This window comes from Acuticoccus mangrovi (assembly GCF_016411865.1).
Taxonomy (GTDB): domain Bacteria; phylum Pseudomonadota; class Alphaproteobacteria; order Rhizobiales; family Amorphaceae; genus Acuticoccus; species Acuticoccus mangrovi.
Window position 1 is genome coordinate 1 of the sequence record NZ_JAEKJA010000021.1, and the last position, 17,910, is coordinate 17,910.

At 67.6% G+C, this 17,910-nt stretch carries 17 protein-coding genes; 6 read left to right on the top strand and 11 right to left on the bottom strand.

Annotated elements, in window-relative coordinates; translation table 11 throughout:
* Positions 1 to 314 precede the first annotated feature (314 nt).
* Positions 315 to 767, top strand: coding sequence for a hypothetical protein (locus JCR33_RS19170; protein WP_198883740.1), 453 nt, complete (start codon positions 315 to 317; stop codon positions 765 to 767).
* A 49-nt stretch (positions 768 to 816) separates the two neighbouring features.
* Here JCR33_RS19170 and JCR33_RS19175 read toward each other — a convergent pair whose 3' ends face one another.
* The 6 genes from JCR33_RS19175 to JCR33_RS19200 all read right to left on the bottom strand — a co-directional run bounded on the left by JCR33_RS19175 (position 817) and on the right by JCR33_RS19200 (position 6,515).
* A complete protein-coding gene (locus JCR33_RS19175) occupies positions 817 to 1,617 on the bottom strand; it encodes an ATP-binding cassette domain-containing protein (RefSeq protein ID WP_198883741.1) in 801 nt (266 codons plus the stop codon).
* Complete coding sequence (locus JCR33_RS19180) at positions 1,614 to 2,483, bottom strand: ABC transporter ATP-binding protein (protein ID WP_198883742.1); 870 nt, start codon at positions 2,481 to 2,483, stop codon at positions 1,614 to 1,616. The genes JCR33_RS19175 and JCR33_RS19180 overlap by 4 nt, the downstream gene beginning before the upstream one ends.
* Positions 2,480 to 3,334 carry an ABC transporter permease gene (locus tag JCR33_RS19185; RefSeq protein WP_198883743.1) on the bottom strand — a complete coding sequence of 285 codons (855 nt, stop codon included), beginning with the start codon at positions 3,332 to 3,334 and terminating at the stop codon, positions 2,480 to 2,482. The genes JCR33_RS19180 and JCR33_RS19185 overlap by 4 nt, the downstream gene beginning before the upstream one ends.
* Positions 3,327 to 4,328, bottom strand: coding sequence for an ABC transporter permease (locus JCR33_RS19190; RefSeq protein WP_198883744.1), 1,002 nt, complete (start codon positions 4,326 to 4,328; stop codon positions 3,327 to 3,329). The genes JCR33_RS19185 and JCR33_RS19190 overlap by 8 nt, the downstream gene beginning before the upstream one ends.
* 235 nt (positions 4,329 to 4,563) lie before the next feature.
* The gene (locus tag JCR33_RS19195; protein ID WP_198883745.1) at positions 4,564 to 4,899 is read right to left on the bottom strand and encodes a TM2 domain-containing protein; all 336 of its coding nucleotides are present in this window, start codon (positions 4,897 to 4,899) and stop codon (positions 4,564 to 4,566) included.
* 77 nt (positions 4,900 to 4,976) lie between these two features.
* Positions 4,977 to 6,515 carry an ABC transporter substrate-binding protein gene (locus JCR33_RS19200; protein WP_198883746.1) on the bottom strand — a complete coding sequence of 513 codons (1,539 nt, stop codon included), beginning with the start codon at positions 6,513 to 6,515 and terminating at the stop codon, positions 4,977 to 4,979.
* Positions 6,516 to 7,057: 542 nt separating this feature from the next.
* Between JCR33_RS19200 and JCR33_RS19205 the strand changes: the two genes are divergently transcribed.
* Positions 7,058 to 7,396: a hypothetical protein gene (locus JCR33_RS19205; RefSeq protein WP_198883747.1), complete on the top strand. Its 339-nt coding sequence runs from the start codon at positions 7,058 to 7,060 to the stop codon at positions 7,394 to 7,396.
* Positions 7,338 to 9,572 carry a hypothetical protein gene (locus JCR33_RS19210; RefSeq protein WP_198883748.1) on the top strand — a complete coding sequence of 745 codons (2,235 nt, stop codon included), beginning with the start codon at positions 7,338 to 7,340 and terminating at the stop codon, positions 9,570 to 9,572. The genes JCR33_RS19205 and JCR33_RS19210 overlap by 59 nt, the downstream gene beginning before the upstream one ends.
* Positions 9,573 to 9,600: 28 nt before the next feature.
* On the opposite strand, the gene JCR33_RS19215 is transcribed toward JCR33_RS19210, so the two are convergent.
* The 4 genes from JCR33_RS19215 to JCR33_RS19230 are packed head-to-tail and all read right to left on the bottom strand — an operon-like array spanning position 9,601 to position 13,564.
* Positions 9,601 to 10,389, bottom strand: coding sequence for an ABC transporter permease (locus tag JCR33_RS19215; protein WP_198883749.1), 789 nt, complete (start codon positions 10,387 to 10,389; stop codon positions 9,601 to 9,603).
* Positions 10,386 to 11,294 (bottom strand): ABC transporter permease, encoded by a 909-nt coding sequence (locus JCR33_RS19220; RefSeq protein WP_198883874.1) that lies wholly within the window; start codon positions 11,292 to 11,294, stop codon positions 10,386 to 10,388. Before JCR33_RS19220 ends, JCR33_RS19215 begins: the two co-directional genes overlap by 4 nt.
* A 17-nt stretch (positions 11,295 to 11,311) precedes the next feature.
* The gene (locus JCR33_RS19225) at positions 11,312 to 12,448 is read right to left on the bottom strand and encodes an ABC transporter ATP-binding protein (RefSeq protein WP_198883750.1); all 1,137 of its coding nucleotides are present in this window, start codon (positions 12,446 to 12,448) and stop codon (positions 11,312 to 11,314) included.
* 30 nt (positions 12,449 to 12,478) lie between these two features.
* Positions 12,479 to 13,564 (bottom strand): polyamine ABC transporter substrate-binding protein, encoded by a 1,086-nt coding sequence (locus JCR33_RS19230; protein WP_198883751.1) that lies wholly within the window; start codon positions 13,562 to 13,564, stop codon positions 12,479 to 12,481.
* Between the two features lie 273 nt (positions 13,565 to 13,837).
* On the opposite strand from JCR33_RS19230, the gene mgtE reads away from it, so the two are divergent.
* Complete coding sequence (gene mgtE, locus JCR33_RS19235; RefSeq protein ID WP_198883752.1) at positions 13,838 to 15,208, top strand: magnesium transporter; 1,371 nt, start codon at positions 13,838 to 13,840, stop codon at positions 15,206 to 15,208.
* Between the two features lie 41 nt (positions 15,209 to 15,249).
* Here mgtE and JCR33_RS19240 read toward each other — a convergent pair whose 3' ends face one another.
* The gene (locus JCR33_RS19240; protein ID WP_198883753.1) at positions 15,250 to 15,822 is read right to left on the bottom strand and encodes a VOC family protein; all 573 of its coding nucleotides are present in this window, start codon (positions 15,820 to 15,822) and stop codon (positions 15,250 to 15,252) included.
* 146 nt (positions 15,823 to 15,968) lie between these two features.
* On the opposite strand from JCR33_RS19240, the gene JCR33_RS19245 reads away from it, so the two are divergent.
* A complete protein-coding gene (locus JCR33_RS19245; RefSeq protein WP_198883754.1) occupies positions 15,969 to 16,967 on the top strand; it encodes a LysR family transcriptional regulator in 999 nt (332 codons plus the stop codon).
* On the top strand, positions 16,964 to 17,896 hold the full coding sequence (locus JCR33_RS19250; RefSeq protein ID WP_198883755.1) for a glycosyltransferase family 4 protein: 933 nt from the start codon (positions 16,964 to 16,966) through the stop codon (positions 17,894 to 17,896). The genes JCR33_RS19245 and JCR33_RS19250 overlap by 4 nt, the downstream gene beginning before the upstream one ends.
* The last annotated feature ends 14 nt before the right edge of the window (positions 17,897 to 17,910 follow it).

A 17,910-nucleotide genomic window follows, 5' to 3' on the forward strand; every position in this document is an offset into this window, starting at 1 on the left:
GACGGTCCGGCACGCCTCCCCGCAGTCGAGCAGCCCAGCGACAATGCCATGGGGGGATCGAGGCGGGGATAAGATTCTGACTAGAAGAGCAGTGACAATCATTCGTATGATGGTTATTGTGTTCGCTGGGCGTTAATGTAAGTAGTATTCAATAAACTATCCAGGTTCGAATATATTTTTCCTGTATAGTGAGTGATCGGACGCAATTCTCACGTATCTTGTTATTAATAATGGCTATATCAATTTATATTAATGGTAGTTTTGGATTTAACTTATAGTAAAATGTAAATTTACATATCAATGGAGGGGGCTATATGTTGATGTTAGATGAATTTTCAGTAAGTACACTTACTGGCATGGAGTTAAAGTGCCTCATACTACCCTATACGGAGCACGGAATTGTTGCAATTAGCGGTAAGAGGGACGGGAAGAAAGTATTTGTGGCGCTTTCTGGCGAGGTTCAATTCAGAATTCTTAGGAGTAATTCAACAAGAGAGGGTATAGTCGTGCCGAATGTATCCTTTAGGGTCGATCCAAAGACAGCAAACGATTATGCTTATGTTAGTAATTCACTAGGATCAGTCGTACGGCATGATACGAATTTGTCGATTTCTGCCAAGAGAGAGACCGATTTTGGTGAAGAATTGATCGTGATTGAGGAGAATTTGCCGTCAATTGGTTCTCATGAAGTCGCTTTCTCGGGCTGGAATATTATTCTGGGTGATGCCGTTTTGAATAAAGTATTGTGGAGTACTAAGAACTCATAAATTCGATTAGGGATAATACAGTTATATTATAGTATATAAAGCCTGCTCCTCACCCCAACCACCCCGCCTCCACCTCCGGCAGGGGGATCGCCGCCTTCAGCGCCTGCGTGTGCGGGTGCTGCGGCGCCTCGAAGATCGTCGCCGTGTCGCCCTCTTCCACGATCCGCCCGTTCTGCAGCACGATCAAGCGCTCGCACAGGTGCCGCACCACCGACAGGTCGTGGCTCACGAACGCCAACGTCAGCCCGTGATCGGCGCGCAGGCGCTCGATGAGGGCGATCACCTGCGCCTGCGTCGAGGTGTCGAGCCCCGACACGATCTCGTCGGCGAAGATGAAGCGTGGCGACAGCGCCACCGCCCGCGCGATCCCCACCCGCTGACGCTGCCCGCCCGACAGCTCGTGCGGATAGCGCCGCGCCGTCTGCGCCGGTAGCCCCACCTCCTCGAGCACCGCCGCGACCCGCCCCTTCACCCCCTCCACCCCATGAAAGCGCAGCGGCCCGGCGATGATCCGCCCCACCGTGTGACGCGGGTTGAGCGAGGACGAGGGATCCTGGAAGATCACCTGGAGATCGCGCCGCAACGGCCGCATCGCCGCCGCGTCGCGGTGGGTGATGTCCTCGCCGCGAAAGCGGATCGTGCCCCCCGTCGGCTCCATCAGCCGCACCAGGGCGCGGCCGAGGGTGGACTTGCCCGACCCCGATTCCCCGACGATCCCCACCGACGCCCCCTCGGCGATCGCGAAGGAGAGGCCGCGCAGGATCTCGATGCTGGGTGCGGCGCGGAACGGGCGCTTCTCGGCAAGGTCGGGCACGGCGAGGCGGAGGTCGGCGACCTCGAAGAGGCTCATGCGAGGAAGCGCGCGTCGGCCGCCGCCACCGCCGCGCGCATCTCGGCGATGATCTCCGGCGCCACGGGGGTGAGGTCGGCGGGGCGGTCGTAGCGCGGCATCGCCGCGAGGAGGGCGGCCGTATAGGGCGAGCGGGGCGCTGCGAGGAGGTCGGCCGTCGGCTGCGTCTCTACCACGCGACCGGAAAACAGCACGCTGACGCGCTGGCAGATCTTCGCCACCACGCCGAGGTCGTGGGTGACGAAGAGGAGGGCGGCGCCGTGGCGGGCCTGCATTTGGGCGATGAGGCCGAGGATGGTCTTCTGCACCGTCACGTCGAGCGCGGTGGTGGGCTCGTCGGCGACGATGAGCTTGGGCTCGGCGGCGAACGCCTCGGCGATGAGCACGCGCTGGCGCATGCCGCCGGAGAGCTCGTGCGGGTAGGCGGCGAGGACGCGGTCGATGTTGCGGATCTTCACCTCGTCGAGGAGACCGGCGACGCGGTCGCGGGCGGCGCGCCGGCCCATGCCGAGGATCGCGACGAGGCGGTCGGTGAGCTGCGCCTCAATGCGCCGCGACGGGTTGAGGGCCGTGAGCGGGTCCTGCGGGATCAGCGCCATCTCGCGGCCGACGAGGCGGCGCCGGCGGGTGCGGTCCATCGCGAGGAGGTCGCGCCCGCCGACGGCGACGGTGCCGGCGACCACCTTCGCCGCGCGCGGCAGGATGCCGAAGACGGTCTTGCCGATCATCGACTTGCCGGCGCCCGATTCGCCCACGAGGCCGTGCACCTCGCCGGTCGCGACGTCGAGCGAGACGCTGCGCAGGAGGCGCCGGCGCGGATCGCCGTCGAGGGCGACGGAGAGGTCGCGGATTTGAAGGTGGCTCATCGCAGCACCGGGTCGAAGCGGTTCTTGAGCCCTTCGCCGAACTGGCCGAAGGCGAGGACGGTGAGGAAGAGGGCGAGCAGCGGAAAGACGAGCACCCACCAGGCCTGATGGATCGCGGTGCGCCCCTCCGCGATCATGCCGCCCCAGGTGGGGGCGTCGGAGGAGAGGGAGAGGTTCACGAAGGAGAGGATCGCTTCGACGATGACGGCGATGCCCATCTCGAGCGAGAACAAGACGACGATCGCCGGGGCGACGTTGGGCAGCACCTCGGCGAGGAGGGTGCGCCAGCGCGAATAGCCCGCCACCTCGGCGGAGGCGACGTACTCCATGACGCGCTGCTGCATCGTCTCGGCGCGCACCACGCGGCAGAAGCGCGTCCAGTCGATGACGGCGATGGCGAGAACCACGGAGAGGAGGCCGGTGCCGAGGACGGCGACGAGGAGGATGGCGAAGAGGACCGGCGGGAAGGCCATCCAGATGTCGACGATGCGGCTGACGATCCGGTCGGTCCAGCCGCCGAAATAGCCGGCGAGGAGGCCGAGGGCGGCGCCGATGAGGCAGGCGGCCGAGCCGGCGACGACGGCGACGATCAGCGCGATGCGGGCGCCGTAGAGGAGGCGGGAGAGGACGTCGCGGCCGAGGCTGTCGGTGCCGAGCGGGTAGCCGGGCTCGGCGCCCGTCATGAAGAAGGGCGGCATGCGCGTCAGGAAGAGGTCCTGATAGAGCGGGTCGTGCGGCGCGAGGAGCGGCGCGGCGAGGGCGGCGACCACGAGCGCGGCGAGCCAGCCGCCGGCGAGCCACAGGCGCGGGGCGGGCCGGGAGCGGGCGCGGCGGAGGGCGGCGTCAGCCATGGCGGAGCCTCGGGTTGAGGACGGCGTAGAGGAGGTCGACGGCGAGGTTGATCGCGACGAAGAGCACCGCGAAGAGCAGGACGATGCCCTGGATCAGCGGCAGGTCGCGGTTGATGACGGCGTCGATCGCGAGGTTGCCGAGGCCTTCGTAGGAGAACAGGCGCTCGATGATGACGGTGCCGCCGATCAGGAAGGTGAACTGCACGCCGACGAGGGTGAGGGTGGGCAGCACCGCGTTCTTCAGCGCCTCGCGGAGCATCACCCGCGTCTCGGAGAAGCCGCGGGTGCGCGCGAGCGTCACGTAGTCGGCCCGCATCGCCTCCTTGAGCGAGGTCTTGAGGAGGGTGGCGATGACGGCGGCGAGCGGCAGGGCGAGGGCGAGGGCGGGCATCGCCATGTGGGCGAGGAGGTCGCGCACCACGTCGAGCCGCAGCCGCACGAGCGCCTCGAGGAGGTAGAAGTTGGTGGCGAAGGCGACGTCGAGGCGCGGCGAGATGCGGCCGGAGATCTCGAACACGGGAAAGGCGACGCCGAAGAGGAGGATGAAGACGAGGCCCCAGAGGAAGTCGGGGATCGACAGGAAGACGCCGTTGGCGACGTCGACGCCCGCCTCAGCCGGCGTGCCGCGCCAGCGCGTGCCGAAGAGGGCGGCCGCCCCGCCGAGCGCCACCGCGATGAGGAGCGCGAGGATGGAGAGCTCCAAGGTGGCGGGCAGGCGCGCGAGCACGATGCGGGCGACGTCCTCGCGCAGCGAGATCGAGGTGCCGAAGTCGCCCTGCACGACGTTGCCGAGCCACAGGGCGAACTGCTCGGGGATCGACTTGTCGAGCCCGTAGAGGGCGTTGAGGCGGGCGATGTCGGCGTCGGTGGCGCCGGGCGGCAGCATCATCGCGACGGGATCGCCCGGCGCGAGGCGGATCACCACGAACACCACCACCGCCACCCCGAAGAGGGTGACGAGGGTCGTCGCGAGCCGCACCAGCGCGCGCGTCATCGCGCCCCGGCGCGGATCGGGGGCACGGAGGGCTTCGGGCGCGTCAAGGACGCCGCAGGCGCCCGCAGGGCTTGTCCTTGACGCGGCCGAAGCCCTCCCAACGCTCGAACAAGGGCTCCAGGCAAGAGGACCGCGACGCGGTCGTCTTTCCTGGAACCCTGCCCATCGGCGAGATGGAGGGGAGTGCGAGGGGGGGAACTCCCCCTCGCCGCGGCGCCGGCCGGGTCCGCCATCGTCAGCCGTATCGCTCGGCGAACCGTTCGTCCGACATCGTCAGGTAGATGATGCCTTCGACGATCGCGATGATCCCCGGAATGACCGTCCAGAAGAAGACGAGGTAGAGGAGCCCCATGCCGATCTGCCCGAGATAGAAGCGGTGGGCGCCGAAGGAGCCGAACAGGAAGGCGAGGATCGCCGCGATCACCCGGTTGCGCCGGCCGGACACGCGCTCTTGGCGGGCGCCGCAGTGCGGGCAGACGGCGGCGTCGGCGCGGATCAGCGTGCCGCAGCGGAAGCAGAATTTCTGCTCGTTGCCGACCTCGGGGTCGGTGGACAGGATGCCGTCGGACATGGGCGCGCTCCTCGCTCGGGCGGCGCCGGAGGACCGGCGCCGCGGGGGAGGGGATGATACTCCCCTTCGCCATCGCGTCAGGAGGCGGGTTTCATCAGCGACGGCATCACCGCGCCGGAGACGTTGGGCGTCACCTCCACGGTGTCGGCGTGGATGATCGGCTGAACGTACTGGAGGAGGGGGATCACGTAGGCGTTGTCGGCGATCATCTTGTCGACGGCCTTCCAGCCGGCGATGCGCGTCTCCTCGTCGGCCTCGCCCCAGAGCGGGATGATCGCCTCGATGAGATCCTGGCCGTCCCACACCGAGTGGGGCGAGGGGCCGAACATTGCGAACCCGGTCGAGGTCGCTGGGTCGCCGATGGCGTTGCCCCAGTTGTAGAAGGCGGCCGGGGCGAGGGTGTCGGCGGCGCGCAGCTCGTAGTGCTTGGCGATCTCGTAGACCTCGATGTCGGCCTCGATGCCGATGCGGCGCCACAGTCCGACGATCGCCTGGATCATCTCGTAGTCCTTCGGCTTGAAGCCGCGCGTCGTCTGGATGGTGAAGCGCACCGGGTTGTCGGTGGAGTAGCCGGACGCGGCGAGGAGCTCCTTGGCATTCTCAGGATCGTAGCCGACGCTGATCGAGGGATCGTAGGCGTCGTATTCGGGGGTCTGGAGGGTGTCGATCGGCACGCCGTAGCCCGACAGGAGGCGGTCGATGAGGACGTCCTTCGGGATCGCGAGGGCGGCGGCTTTGCGCACGTTGGGGTCGAGCATCGGCTCGACGTCGTTGAGGAAGATCATGGCGATGTCGGAGATCGGCGTGGCGACGCCCGACAGCCCGTCCTTCTCCTTCAGCCGGTCATATTCTTCGTAGGGCATGTCGAAGGCGACGTCGGAGGCGCCCGATTCCACCTCCGCGACGCGGCTCGTGGCGTCGGGCACGAACTTGATCACCACCTCGTCGTAGGCCGGCTTGCCGCCCCAGTAGTCGGGGTTCGCCTTGAGGCGGACGAAGGCGTTGCGCTCGAAGGCGTCGACCATGTAGGGGCCGGAGCCGACCGGATGGGCGGCGAAGCCTTCGGGGCCGACCTCCTCGTAGTAGTGTTTCGGCAGGACGTAGCCTGTCAGGAAGGCCATCCACTTGAAGAGGGTGGGCTCGAATTCCAGGACGTCGGCGGTGACGACGTTGCCGTCGATCGCGAAGTTGCCGACCTTCGACCAGACGAACTGGATCGGGTTGCCGGTCTCCGCGTTGCCGGCGCGCTCCAGCGACCAGACGACGTCCTCGGGCGTCAGCGGATCGCCGTTGTGCCAGGTGACGCCCTCGCGCACGACCATGCGGATCTTGGTCTTGTCCTCGTTCCAGCCCCATTCGGTGAGGATGCCGGGGGCGAAGGACAGGTCGGGATTCTGGCCGACATATTGGTCGAACACCGAGCGGTAGATGCCCTGGATCGTGGGGTTCACCGCCGAGGGGCCGACGGTCGGATCCCAGGAGGGCAGCGACACGTTGTAGGCGATGGTGAGGGTGGTGTCCTCGGCGAGCGCCGGGGCGGGGCGGAGCCCTGCCGGTGCGGCGAGGAGGGAGAGGATCAGGGCGCCCTTCACGAGCGCGCGGCGAGTGACGGCCATCGGTATCCTCCATCCTCCGCGATCGTTGTGGACCGCGGTTTGTTTCATACCTGAAATATGGAAATGCAACGATCGTGCCGTGTCAACGTGGCGCGCCGTGCCACCAGCGGTGGCGGCGAAGAGTTGTAACGCTGAGTAGATGTCTTCTAAAAGTTGTGTAGTTTCATAGATTATTTCGCCTCATCAGTGTTCATCGGCATCGTGATCCTGAGCTATGCAGTAAGTATGGACGGATAGCGTGGCTCTATGCAGAATGGATCGATCTCAGTGTGCCGTGTTGTCCTATGGTAGCGGCTCACCCCACCGAAGGCCGGGGCCAACGATAAGAAAAGGACCGCGGCCATGGCGGAATTCATCGTCGATACGCTGGCGGACGAGGCGGATGGGGCGGGGGTCGGTCGCGGACCTCGCTGCGCGAGGCGATCGCCCTCGCCCTCGCCCTCGCCCTCGCTCTCGCCAACGCCGCGACGGACGCCGACACCATCCGCTTCGCCGACGCGGTGACGGGCGGCACCATCATGCCGACCCTCGGCGAGATCGCCGTGACCGACGCGCCCGCCCTCGACGAGGCGGATCGCTTCATCCTCTCCGACAACCAGCGGGTGGCGCTGATCCGCGACTTCGAGGTCGGGGAGGACAAGATCGGCTTCGATCGAGGTGTGCACGTCGACGCGCCGGTCTTCGACGGCGACACGCTGCGCCTCGATGGCGGGACCATCGCGGTGCGGCCCGGGGTCGACACGCGCGCGCCGACCGAGAGCGACGTCGCATCTTCTGACGTCACCGACGAACGAGACCAAAGACAAGAAAGGGAGCCCTCCCATGGCGGAATTCATCGTCGACACGCTGGCGGACGAAATGGATGGGGCGGGGGTCGGTAGCGGCACCTCGCTGCGCGAGGCGATCGCGCTCGCCAACGCCGCGACCGGCGCCGACACCATCCGCTTCGCCGACGGGGTGGCGGGCGGCACCGTCACGCTGACCCTCGGCGAGATCGCCGTGACCGACACGCTCACCCTCGACGGGGCGGACGCCACCGGCGGCCGGACCACCGTCGACGGCAACGGGGACGCGATCTTCGAGGTCTCCGGCGCCGATCTTGCGATCACCACCATGGAGCTCACCGGCGCGGTCGGCCGCGCCGTCGACATGACGGGCGGGCATTTGACGATCACCGACTCCCGCTTTTCCGACAACGCGGGAGACTCGGGCGCCGCGATCAGGTTGCGCAACGGCGAGGCGCTGATCGTCGAGAGCTCCGAATTCGTCGGCAACACCTCAGAGGGAAATGGTGGTGCGATCTACGTCGACGCCGACGAGGCGACGATCCGCAACAGCACGTTTGTGGAGAACAGCGCGACATCGGGTGGCGGCATCTACGCGCCCACCGGAACGGTCCTCATCGAGGGGTCGACGTTTGAAGAAAACGCCGCCAGCAACACCGGCGGCGGCGTCTCATTCGGCGGGGCGTACCGAAATATCGAACTGTCGATCACCGACAGCGTCTTCGAGGGCAACGAGGCGGCGACCGGCGGTGGGCTTTACGTCGGGTCGGGAGATGCGCAGCTCGAGGGCGTCGTCGTCACCGGCAACCATGCGTCGGCGGAGACGTCTTCCGGATCGCGGGCCGGCAAGGGCGGCGGGATCGCGCTCTACGACTATCGCGCGGCTTCCTCTGTCACGATCACCGATTCAGATATTAGTAGAAATAGTTCTGATGTAACTGGGGGTGGAATTTGGGAAAATATAGCTTTCTCCATCGAATCTACGACGATTTCCAACAATTTGTCGGTAGAAGGTGGTGGGATTTATGCGTATGAAACTATTGTTTCCAGTGATAATATTTACCAAGCGAACGTGGCTGAGGTATCCGGTGGCTCGATATTTCTTAACCGGACATCCGCAACGTTCACCGACGATACCTTCGTCGACAACGAGGCCGGTGAGTCCGGGGGCGTGATCTATCAGTGGGGCTCGGCGCAGTACTCCGGCGTGACGATCGCGGACAATCGGGCCGGTCTGTACGGTGGTGCGATCGATCAAAGGTGGGGCTCCCTGGTACTCTCCGAATCGGAGATCACGGGCAACAGGGCGGGCGAAAGCGGCGGTGCCATCTATGCCGTGCGCAATGCCGATGCCACCACCATCACCGACACCACCTTCGACGACAATGTCGGCAGCCGCCTCGACCTTTTCGAGTCGGTCGGTTCGAGCATCGGCCGCCCGTCCCTCACCATCCAAGGGGTGGACTTCGGCGGGGCCGTGCTCGAGACGGATAGTTCCGGCTTCGTCGTCGGCGACGAGGACGGCAACGTCATCGTGCTGGGCCCGGGGCCCGACTCCATCCTTGGCGAAGGGGGGGACGATGAGCTCTCGGGCCGAGATGGCGACGACAAGCTCCTCGGGGGTGACGGGGACGACACCGTCGATGGCGGCCGGGGCGCCGATCAGATCCGTGCCGGGGCCGGCGATGACAGGGTGTTCGGCAGGACCGACGACGACACCATCGCCGGCCAGAACGGGGACGACACGATCGGTGCCGGCGATGGCGCCGACACCGTCAGCGGGGGTGCCGGCCGCGACCTGATCGTCGGCCAGGACGGTGACGACTTCATCGACGGCGGCGGGGCGGCCGATACCGTCGCCGGTGACGACGGCGACGACACGGTGCGCGGCGGCAATGGGCGCGATGTCGTCGACGGCGGCAGCGGCGACGATGCGGTGATCGGCGACGACGGCGACGACTGGTTGAGCGGCGGGGCCGGGAACGACATGATCATCGGCGGTTCGGGCAACGACACGCTCGATGCGACCGACGGCTTCGACACGCTGACCGGCGGCACCGGGGCGGACCTCTTTCTTCTCTCCGACAACGGCCAGCTGACGGTCATCCGCGACTTCGAGCTCGGGGAGGACAAGATCGGCTTCGACGGGGGCGTGCACTACGACGAGCTGATCTTCGACGGCAACAAGCTGCGCGTCTATGGCGAGATCGTCGCCGTGATGCCGGGGGTCGACACGCGCGAGATGACCGAAAGCGACTTCGTGTTCTTCTGACCGGCGGGCGCCGCCTGCCGTGCCGGCCTCACGCCTTGCGGGCGGAGCGCCACTTGGCGGCGAAGGTGGCGAGGAGGACGCCCGTCGTCACGAGCGCGATGAGGATGGTCGAGGCGGCGTTGATCTCCGGCGAGACGCCGAGGCGGACGGCGGAGAAGATGCGCATCGGCAGCGTGGTGGAGCCGGGGCCGCTGGTGAAGCTCGCGATCACCAGATCGTCGAGCGACAGCGTGAAGGCGAGGAGCCAGCCGGCGACGATCGCGGGGGCGATCAGCGGCAGCGTCACCAGCACGAAGGCCTGCCACGCCGGGGCGCCGAGGTCCTGCGCCGCCTCCTCCAGCGACAGGTCGAGCGCGGTCAGGCGCGACTGCACCACCACCGCCACGAAGCAGAGCGAGAAGGTGGTGTGGGCGATGGTGATCGTCCAGAAGCCGCGGTCGAAGCCGATGGCGACGAAGAGCAGCAGCATCGACAGGCCGGTGATCACCTCCGGCATGACGAGGGGGGCGTAGGTCATCGCCCGCAGCAGCGAGTGGCCGGGCAGGGTGCGGGCGCGGTTGAGCGCGATCGCCGCCAGCGTGCCGAGCACGGCCGACAGCGTCGCCGTGACGAAGCCGACCGAGAGCGACACCCAGGCGGCGTCGAGGAGCTGCTTGTTGCGCCAGAGCTCGCCGTACCACTTGACGGAGAAGCCGCCCCACACCGTGACGAGCTGCGAGGCGTTGAAGGAGAAGATCACCAGGATGATGATGGGCAGGTAGAGGAAGGTGAAGCCGAGGGTGAGCGACACGGCGTTGATCGTCGTAAAGCGGATCATCGTTCTCGCCCCGCCTCCCGCCATTGGGCGCGCTGGAAGAGGGTGAGCGGCACCACCAGCACCAGGAGGAGCACGATGGCGACGGCGCTCGCGAGCGGCCAGTCGCGGTTGAGGAAGAACTCGTCCCACAGCGTCTGGCCGATCATCAGCGTGTCGGAGCCGCCGAGGAGGCTCGGAATGACGAACTCTCCCACCGCCGGAATGAAGACGAGCAGGCAGCCGGCGAGGATGCCGGGCACGGAGAGGCGCACGGTGACCTGCCAGAAGGCGAGCCAAGGCGGGCTGCCGAGGTCGGCCGCGGCCTCGAGCAGCGCCGGGTCCTGCCGCTCCAGCGAGGCGTAGAGCGGCAGGATCATGAACGGCAGATAGGCGTAGACGATGCCGATGATCACCGCGATGTTGGTGTTCAAGATGGTGAGCGGCTCGCTGATGAGGCCGATCTGGGTGAGCGCGGCGTTGAGCAGCCCGTCGCGCTTCAGGATGCCGATCCAGGCGTAGACGCGGATCAGGAAGCTCGTCCAGAAGGGCAGGATCACCATGGCGACGACGAGCGGGCGCCAGCGCTCCGGCACCCGCGCCATGGCGTAGGCGATGGGGTAGCCGACGAGGAGGGTGATCGCCGTCGACAGCGCCGCGATGCGCGCCGAGGAGAGGTAGGCGCGCCAGTAGAGGGCGTCCTCGGTGAGGAAGGCGAAGTTGTAGAGGGTGAGCGCGCGCAGCCGCTCGAGGAGATCGCCGACGCCGCCGATGCCCTCGAAGGTCGGCGCGTAGGGCGGCATCGCCACCACCGCCTCCGACAGCGAGATCTTGAGGACGATGAGGAAGGGCACCAGGAAGAAGGCGAGGAGCCAGAGGAAGGGGAGCACGGCGACGAGATTCGCCGGCGCCCGCCAGCCTCGGCGCACTGTGGGGGGCGGCGTCGTCACCGGTCGAGGAAGAGGGCGTCGGCGGCGTGGAAGGTCAGCACCACGCGCTCGCCGATGTCGATCGGAAGGGCCGCCTGCCGGCGGCTGTTGGCGAGCTTCACCTTCACCATCGGCCCTCCGTCGGTGGCGACGCGGTAGAGGGTGTCCTCGCCCATGTAGGCGGCGTCGGTGACGGTGCCGGTGGCGACGTTGTCGGCCGTGGGGGCGTGGCCGTTGGTGCGGCGCATCGCGACCTTCTCGGGCCGCACCGCCACGGCGCCGCGGGTGCCGACCGGCGCGCAGCCCTCCGCCGGCACGCGCAGCGGCGTCACCATGCCGTCCGCCGCCACCTCGGCGAAGCCGTCGACGAGGCGCGTCACGCTGCCGTCGAAGAGGTTGATCTCGCCGATGAAGCCGGCGACGGCGCGCGAGGCCGGCGTCTCGTAGATCTCCGTCGGCCCGGCCACCTGCTCGATGCGGCCGTCGCGCATCACGGCGATGCGGTCGGCGAGCACCATCGCCTCGTCCTGGTCGTGGGTGACGACGCAGAAGGTGATGCCGAGCCGGCGCTGGATGGAGGTGAGTTCGAACTGGGTCTCGCCGCGCAGCTTCTTGTCGAGCGCGGCGAGCGGCTCGTCGAGAAGGAGGATGCGCGGCGACTTCGCCAGCGCCCGGGCGAGGGCGACGCGCTGGCGCTGACCGCCGGAGAGCTGGTGCGGCTTGCGCCGCGCCTGGGCGGTGAGCTGCACGAGGTCCAGCATCTCGGCCACGCGGCGCTTGATCTCGGCCGCCCCGAGCCCCTCGCGCCGCAGCCCGAAGGCGATGTTGTCCCACACCGAAAGGTGCGGGAAGAGGGCGTAGGACTGAAACATCATGTTGGTGGGGCGGCGGTGGGCCGGCACGTCGTTGATCACCGCCCCGTCGAGGAGAATGCGCCCCTCCGTCGGCGTCTCGAAGCCGGCGAGGAGGCGCATCAACGTGGTCTTGCCGCAGCCCGACGGGCCGAGCAGGGCGAAGAACTCGCCGGCGTGGATGTCGAGCGTCAGATCGTCGACGGCGACGACGGAGCCGAAGCGCTTCGTCACCCCCTCGAAGCGGATCAGCGGGGGGGCCGGCACCACCACCGGCGTGGTCAGCGTCGCCGCTTCGCTCATCGCCCGCCCTCCCGAGAGGCCGTCAGCATGCTATTGGCCGGTCTTGATGCGCGTCCACTCCCGCGTGGCGACGCGCTGCACCCGGGGCGGCAGCTCGGTGGTGGTGAACAGCGTCTCCTGCACCTCGTCGGGCGGGTAGACGGCGGGGTCGCCCAACACGCCCTCGTCGACGAACTCGCGCGAGGCGGCGTTGGCGTTGGCGTAGTTCACGTAGTTGGTGGCCTTGGCGATCACCTCCGGCCGCAGGATGAAGTCGATGAACTTCAGCGCGTTGTCCATGTGCGGCGCGTCGGCGGGGATCGCCATCATGTCGAACCACATGGGCGCCCCTTCCTTGGGGATCGAATAGACGACGGTGACGCCGTTGTCGGCCTCGTCGGCCCGGTCGCGCGCCTGGAGGACGTCGCCCGACCAGCCGACGGCGAGGCAGATGTCGCCGTTCGCCAGCGCGTTGATGTACTCGGAGGAATCGAATTTCTGGACGAACGGGCGGATCTTGGCGACGAGCTCGGCGCCGGCGCGGATGTCGTTGGGGTCCTTGGAGTTGGGGTCGAGGCCGAGATAGTTCATGGCGATGGGCAGAACGTCGGACTGGGCGTCGAGCACGTGGATGCCGCAGTCGGCGAACTTCGACACGACGTCGGGATCGAACAGCATGTCCCAGGAATCGACCGGCGCGTCCGGCATCCGCTCCAGGATCTTTTCCTCGACATAGCCGAGGCCGGTGGTGCCCCACATGTAGGGAATGGCGTACTCGAGGCCCGGGTCGTAGGTCGCCGTCTCCTTGGTGATCTTGTCCCAGAGGTTGCCGAGATTGCTGAGCTTCGACTTGTCGAGCGGGGCGAACACGCCGGCGCGGATCTGGCGGGAGAGGAAGTAGGCGGTCGGCACCACCACGTCGTAGCCGGTGGAGCCGGCGAGCAGCTTCGCTTCGACGAATTCGTTGGAATCGAACACGTCGTAGCGGACTTCGATGCCGGTTTCGGCGGTGAAGTCCCCGAGCACCGACTCGTCGATATAGTCGGACCAGTTGTAGACGTTGACGACCTCCTGCCCCGCGGCGGGTGCGACAAGAAGCGCCGTCAGCGATGCGGCGACTGCAAGCCTTGCAAACATAGTCCCTCCTATCCTTGGCCAGCCCGGCGTCACGGACGGGGCGCGCGAGCGAAGACTGGCATGCGTCCGCGACGGAGAAAAGCCGAACGGCGCGTCATCGGTGGCTGATAAACTGGGCAGGCGGCGGTTGGTGCCCCAGCTGTCATTGGGGGAATGGGAATTGGTGCACAGGATGGCGAGAACGCTCTCGCCGTTCGTGCTATCGAACGCGCCGACGAGCGCCGCCAACCGCCGCCCGCCCTTCGGGGGGAGCGGTCGAAGCTGGGATGGGGAATGGCCGAAGCGAACATCGAGCCGGAAGAGACGCTCACCGACGAGATGCGCGAGGAAGCTGCCGCCCTGATCGAGGCGGAGGACGCGCTGGGGCTCGTCGCGCTCGTGGAGCCGCTGCACGCGAGCGACGTCGCCGATCTCCTCGGCCGGCTGTCGCCCGACGAGCGCAGCGCCTTCGTGCGCCTGCTCGGTGCCGACTTCGACTTCGCCGTGCTCACCGAGCTCGAAGAGCCGGTGCGCCTGCAGATCTTGTCGGAGCTCGATCCGAAGGCGGTGGCCGACGGCCTCGCCGACCTCGATTCCGACGATGCCGTCTACATTCTGGAGGACCTCGACGAGGCCCAGTCGGAGGCGATCCTCGCCCAGCTCCCCTTCGCCATGCGCCACCGCCTCAAGCGGTCGCTGGACTTTCCGGAGGAGAGCGCCGGACGGCGGATGCAGACCGACTTCGTCGCGATGCCGCCGTTCTGGACCGTGGGCCAGGTGATCGACACCTTGCGCGAAGAGGAGGACCTGCCGGACGAGTTCACCGAGATCTTCGTGGTGGACGCGGCCTTCCGCCTGCTCGGCACGGTCAAGCTCAACCACCTGCTGCGCACGCGTCGCCCGGTGAAGATCACCGACATCATGGACGCGGAACCGCGCACCATCCGCGCCGACGAGGACCAGGAGGAGGCGGCCCGCCTGTTCCAGCGCTACGACCTCCTGTCGGCCGCCGTCGTCGACGAGGGCGACCGGCTCGTCGGCATCCTCACCATCGACGACATCGTCGACGTGATCGAGGCGGAGGCGGACGAGGACATCCGCGCCCTCGCCGGGGCCGGCGACGCGGAGCTGTCCGACACGCCGTGGTACGTCGCCCGCACGCGCATCCCCTGGCTGATGATCAACATGGGCACCGCCTTCCTCGCCTCCGGCGTGATCGCCCTCTTCGACGACACCATCGCCGCCATGGTGGCGCTGGCGATCCTGATGCCGGTGGTGACCGCGCTCGGCGGCAATGCCGGCATCCAGGCGATGACGGTGACGGTGCGCGCCATCTCCCAGCGCCAGATCACCAAGCGCAATCTCATACGCGTCGTCGGGCGCGAGGTGGTGGTGGCGCTGATGAACGGCGGGGCGGTGGCGATCGCGGTGGGCTTCGCCGCGGGCGTCGCCTTCGGCAACGTCCAGCTCGGGCTGGTGATCGCGACGGCGATCGTCTTCAACATCCTCTGTGCCGGCTTCTTCGGCACGACGATGCCGATGCTGCTCGACCGGGTCGGGATCGACCCCGCCGTCGCCTCGTCCGTGTTCCTGACGACGCTGACGGACGTCATCGGCTTCTTCGCCTTCCTCGCCCTCGCGAAGTGGTGGTTCGGGCTCGCCTGAGGAGACGGGCGGGGCCCAATGCGCAATATCGGTCCGGCGGGTCAGGCCCCGGCCGTGTCGAGATCCGCCTCGGCCGCCGGGGCGGGATGCGGCGCGGCGTCGTTCCCGTCGTCCGCCTCGTCGTCCGTCCGGTCGGCAGCGGCCTCCGGTGCGTCGGCGTCCGGCGCGGCGTCGATGACGCTCGACGCGTCGGTGGTGGCGCTCGACGCATCGTCGACGGCATCATAGGCGTCGTCCGCGTCCTCCTCCGGTTGCGGCGTGGCGATGCCGTAGGCCGCGCCGCCGGGCTCGGCGACGAGGGCGATCCGGCCGATGTTCGGCACGTCGAAGGGCTGGCGGATCACCGTGCCGCCCGTCTCGATCACCGCCTCGACGGCGGCGTCGACGTCCGGCACCACGATGTAGGTCAGCCAATGGGGCATGACGTTCTGGCCGAGCACGCTGCGGGGCATCAGGCCGGCGACCGGCTCGCCGTCGACCTCGGCCACCCAATAGGTGTCCTCGCCCATCGCGAGGGCCGTGAACGTCCACCCGGCGATGGCCTTGTAGTGCGCCATCGCCGCTTCCACATCGTCGGTTGCGAGTTCCGACCAGCAGATCCTCCCATGGGCCATGCCGGTTGTCTCCGATCGTCTTGCCACCTCGACGCACCATAGCGTCACAATTCGGCCATGGTCGAGCACCCCTCGACAGAGCGATCGATAACGCCTATCAAAATGGCAGCTCCAGTAAAGGCAACATCAATGCGCGACATCACGTCATGATGCGCCTCCTGCGCTTTCGCGACCTCGAATATTTCATCGCGATCGCCGAGAACGGCTCCTTCTCTCGGGCTGCCGAGGCGTGCGGCATCTCCCAGCCCACGCTGTCGGCCCAGGTGCGGCGGATGGAGGAGCTGCTCGGGCTGACGCTCGTGGAGCGGCGCCACGGCCGGGTGACGCTGACCCCGGAGGGAAGCGAGATTCTGTCGGCGGCGCGCGAGATCATGGAGGCCTTCTACCGCGTTCAGCGCACCACGAGCGGCGACGGGCTGCTGCTCGGCCGGCCGATCCGCTTCGGCGTGCTGCCGACCATCGCGCCTTATTTCGCGCCGCGTTTCCTGAAGCTCCTCGAGCCGCTCAACCGCGACGCGCCGATCGACTTCGTGGAGGACCGCAGCGACACGCTGGAGGCCGCCGTCAACGCCGACACGCTCGACTTCGCGATCACCGCCACCTTGCCGCGGGTGACCTCGCTGACGGCGATCCCCCTCATCGACGAGCGCCTGGTGGTGGTCAGCGCCGAGCCGCTGCCCGAGGCGGTCGCCATCGACGATCTGCAGCGGCCGGTGCTTCTGATGCAGGAGGGGCACTGCTTCCGTGAGGTGGTGTCGGACGCGATCCGCCGCGCCCACCAGCGCTGCGGCTCCGACATCCGGACGCGCATCGGCCCGTCCTCCTTCGCGACCCTCCTCAGCCTGGTGCGCTCCGGCCACGGCGACACGGTGCTGCCCGAGCCCTACGTGCGCGGCAGCTTCCACGCGATGGACGGGCTGTCGGTGAGCCTGATGGAGCCGCGCGACGAGGGGCGCCAGCTGCAGCTCGTGGTGCGCGCCGGGCGCGAGCGCTATCGCGACGTCGCCCGTCTCGTGGCCGCCGCCCGCAACGCGCTCGCCGACGCGGCCGGCGCCTCCGTCGACGACCTCGACGAGCTCGGGACGTCCGTGCCCCACGTGACGCCGCCGATCGCCCACCGTGTCGAGGACCGGGCCACCCGATGAGCCCCACCGCCTACATCGTCGGCGGCTACATTCCCAACGGCGGGACCTACATGGCCTACGACATCGGCCGGATCCTGCACGAGCACTTCGGGCATGCGGTGACGGTCGTCGCGACGTCGGACCACGGGCCGGACAACGGCATCTTCCGCTACAAATATCCGTTTCCCACCCTCGGCATCGAGGCGATGCTCGCCGCCGCCACCGCGGCCGACGTGCTCGTGTGCAATCCGTCCTTTTCCAACAACGCCTTCGGCCTGCGCTTTCCCGGCCGCAAGATCATGTACGTTCAGGACTTCAAGACCTTCGCCACGCTGGACATCTACTTCGACCACTATGTGAGCGTGAGCGGCACGGTGCAGGACTTCCTGCGGCGCGTCTACGGGCTGCGCACACCGGTCATTCCGGCCTTCGTGCTGGCGCCGGACGCGCCGCCGCGGCCGTTCGCCGAGCGGCCGGCACGTGAGGTGCTGGTGCACGTCAAGGGCAAGGATCTCCTGAGCCGGGGGATCGGCGAGCGCGTCGCCGACGCCGTGCGGGCGCGCGATCCGTCCATCGAGCTGGTGCCGCTCCATTTTGCGACGAAGGTGCCGCATGCGCGCGTCCTGGAGCGGCTCGGCGAGGTGCGCACCCTGTTGTCGCTGGTGCCGGCGGAGGGGTTCGGCCTCACGCCGCTGGAGGCGATGGGGGCGGGCACCCTCGTGTGCGGCGTCGACGGGATCGCGGGGCGCGAATATATGCGCCCCGGCCGCAACTGCCTCGTCACCCGCTACGGCCCGATCGAGGCGATCGCCGACACGGTGCTCGCGGCCGTCGCCGATCCCGCCCGCGCCGAGGCGATCGCCGCGCGCGGCGCCCGCACCGCCCGCGACTACGGCCCCGATCGCTTCGAGGTCCACTGGCGCAAGGCCCTTACCGCGATGCTGCGATAGCGGGCCCCGCTTCG